At 48.6% G+C, this 3,020-nt stretch carries 4 protein-coding genes; 3 read left to right on the plus strand and 1 reads right to left on the minus strand.

The genetic code is table 11. From position 1 onward, the window contains the following. The 3 genes from H6F80_RS07520 to H6F80_RS29725 all read left to right on the plus strand — a co-directional run. Positions 1 to 537: HNH endonuclease domain-containing protein (locus tag H6F80_RS07520; protein WP_277879065.1), on the plus strand; the 537-nt coding region annotated here is incomplete at its 5' end. Between the two features lie 235 nt (positions 538 to 772). Continuing rightward, on the plus strand, positions 773 to 973 hold the full coding sequence (locus H6F80_RS29720) for a hypothetical protein (RefSeq protein WP_242067218.1): 201 nt from the start codon (positions 773 to 775) through the stop codon (positions 971 to 973). A gap of 268 nt (positions 974 to 1,241) precedes the next feature. Then, positions 1,242 to 1,595, plus strand: coding sequence for a transposase family protein (locus H6F80_RS29725; RefSeq protein ID WP_347277841.1), 354 nt, complete (start codon positions 1,242 to 1,244; stop codon positions 1,593 to 1,595). A gap of 22 nt (positions 1,596 to 1,617) precedes the next feature. On the opposite strand, the gene H6F80_RS29395 is transcribed toward H6F80_RS29725, so the two are convergent. Further along, on the minus strand, positions 1,618 to 3,020 hold a 1,403-nt coding region (locus tag H6F80_RS29395; RefSeq protein ID WP_206755048.1), incomplete at its 5' end, for a class III lanthionine synthetase LanKC N-terminal domain-containing protein.

The raw sequence follows: 3,020 nt of genomic DNA on the forward strand, positions 1-3,020 counted from the left end.
ATTTATGAGTGGTGTCTATTCACAGAGCGAGTATCTCAGTCCCAGCAGCCCGTGAGCCGAGGCGAGATTTACAACCTGCTCACCGATCGCCCTGATAACCGCCGACCTCTGACTTGGGAGAACAACCAGATCGAAATCTTGCTGCTGGAAGGTCAGGAACTCCGCTGCCCCTGGACAGATAAGCGAATTGCGCAGGGAACTGCCTACGACCTGGATCATCTGCTGCCGCTGTCAGTTTATCCCATTAATGAAATGTGGAATCTGATTCCCTCTGACCCTAGCTTTAATCGTCATGTGAAGCGCGATCGGTTACCCAATGCGGAAAAACTGTTTGCGGCTCAATCGTCACTGGAATGGGACTATGAACGGTATGGCTTGTCGGCTACGCTGTCCCAAGCATTACAGGAGGATGTGAGGCTACGGTTTACGACGGGGCGCTCGGTGGGGCGAGGGGTGGCGGCAGGTGTAATTGTCGATCGGGTGGTTGATTTGATTGAGCAGATAGGGCGATCAAGAAATTTAGCAAGGTTTGACTGAGATTTAGCAGTCTATTTGGAATGCCTAACGTAGCAAAGTGATCAAGCCTAACTTGGATTATTTGTGAAGCATAGTAGAAAAATATAGTAGAAGGGAAAGCAGATCGAATTGGGGATGTGATCGAGAAAACTTGACTGGACCTCCTACATAAATGAGTGGGAGTGTGCCAGTTTCAGACAAAGGGCTTGCAAAAACGGTGTGAGCATGGCAGAACTAAGCACAAGGAGAAATCGCTATGCCTTACCAAGAACTGCAACGCTTGAGTGTTGGAGAATTTAAGCGATTGTGCGGCGTGAGCTGGGAGACCTTCGGCGAGATGGTTGAGGAGTTGCGTCCCCACCTGGAACACCAGGGACGACGAGGTGGACAAAACAAACTGAGCTTGGAAGACCAGTTGTTAGTGGCATTGGAATACTGGCGGGAATATCGCAGCTAGTTCCACATTGGCACGAGTTGGGGACTGCACGAAACAACAGTGGGGCGCATCATCAAGAAGGTCGAGGACATCCTGGTCAAATGCGGTCAGTTTCGCTTGCCTAGCCAACGATAGCTATACCAACCGGGGTGGGAATGGAAAGTGCTGCTGTGGACGTAGGCAAAGTCAAAATCGAACTCCCGAAAAAAAATAGAAACGGTACTACAGTGGGAAGCACAAATGCCATACGCTGAAGGCGCACCTGTGAGTGGAGTTTGACACCGGGTAAGTGATTGCCACCTACAAGGGCAGGACGCATGACTTCAAGCTGATCAAGCGCAGTCGCCTACCCTTTGTGCTATCGCAGTTATGTTTAGCTGACCGAAGGTATCAGGGGTTTGCCAAACGTTATGCTGGGGCTTGTACCCCAACCAAGAAACCGCGCAAGCAACCGTTAGCCAAAGACGAAAAGCAGCACAATCGGGCACTAGCGAGACTGCGAGTTCGAGTGGAGCGCATCATTCGTCGCTTCAAGATCTTCCGCATCTTCTCAGGACGCTACCGTAACCGCAGGAGGCGATTTAGCTTGCGCTTGAACTTGATTGCCGGGCTGCTCAACTACGAACTAGCACATCCCGCCTGATTCACGCAGGAAGTTTACTATTTCAGCTAGCCTCGGCAGCCTGCAAGACGCGTCTCACGGTTTGGGCATCGGGTCGTAAAGTAGGGTTGCGATCCAGTAAAGCAACAATAACTGCTCTAACATCGCGCGGAATGCCTCTTCTGAGCTTGCCGATCGGTGCTTTTAGTTCCTCACTTGTCGGAAGTTTATTGCTCAGCATTTGATGCAGAGTCGAGCCAAGGGCATAAAGGTCTTGAGAAACTCCCTGAATTTGTGCAGAAGCACTCAACGATTCAGGCGGCAAGTAGCCCGATGTTCCCCAAGGCACCGGATCTAACGCATTGATTTGGCAAGCACCTTCAAAATCGAAAGCTCGCAATGTGCCATCTTGACTGCGCATTAAATTCATGGGCTTGCAATCTCGCCAAATCCAACCAGCGGCATGAAGTTTTTCTAGAATACAGGCGATCTGAATGCCATACTGTATCGCTTCCTGAATGGGTAATTTTTTGCTGCGTTGGAGAAGAGCCTGTAAGGTTTCGCCTTCAATCGCTTCCATTGCAAGATAGAAATTTTCTCCTGCTTGAAACGTTGCATAAACCTCAGGAACCTTTACTCCTGCCAGCTTTAGCGATGAGAGAATTTCAGCTTCATATTTTACTCTCCAGTATCCATCTCGCCCATCCCAGTCAATCTCTCCTGCTTTTCTTCCTTCTTTTAAAATGCACAATCGAGCCGGAAGCACGCTTAAATCTAGCGCGCGATAGACTCCTCCCTTTCCTCGCTGAGACAATGCCTCATAGGCACGAAAAGTTGATTGGAGTTGACTTGCTTTAGGGGCTGAACCGGAGCTGAGCGATCGTGAACTGTGAATGAAAGGATCAGTCACCCAATGAGGAACAGCCGCTTGGGGTTCACGTAGATCCGGGACTAAATTGCCTTGAGGAGTTCGTACAGCAGGAGTTTGAGTTCCGTCAGGGTTTGTAATGGCTAAAGAACTAAATGAGCCGTAGCGATAATAAACACAGCTATTTTGTCTCAGCGGCAGATCGTAGGGGATCGGAGGAGAGGATAATCCTTCAGTCAATTGATGCAGCCGATCGGCAATTTCAACGGCAATTTCAGTTGTTTTTGGATATACAGTAATAAATTTTCCAACCTGACTGAACCCATAGAAAAGACCGCTGTTAATTTTCTTCAGTTCCTTAAGAGAATTGGGTGCTTTGAATAAAATGTTATTTTTTTGCAAGAAAGGCGCAACTCGCTCAAAAATTTCAATTGCAGACAAAACCGTTGCAGAAACATGAAGCTTCCATCCCTGCTCGGCATCATCGCTATTTCCTAAGCGGCTAGATCGCCAGATGGAGTAGTCAGATTCTACTGGAAGGTAAGTCTTACAGAGCTGCTGCCATCGACTTTCCGCTTTTTGAACCAAAGCAAGATATT

The sequence above is a fragment of the Leptolyngbya sp. FACHB-711 genome (genome assembly GCF_014695615.1).
In the GTDB taxonomy this organism is placed as follows: Bacteria; Cyanobacteriota; Cyanobacteriia; order Elainellales; family Elainellaceae; genus Leptolyngbya_A.

Bases quoted from the DNA above. Each gene is read 5' to 3' on its own strand.
- H6F80_RS29720 (WP_242067218.1), top strand. From the start codon at position 773: ATGCCTTACCAAGAACTGCAACGCTTGAGTGTTGGAGAATTTAAGCGA.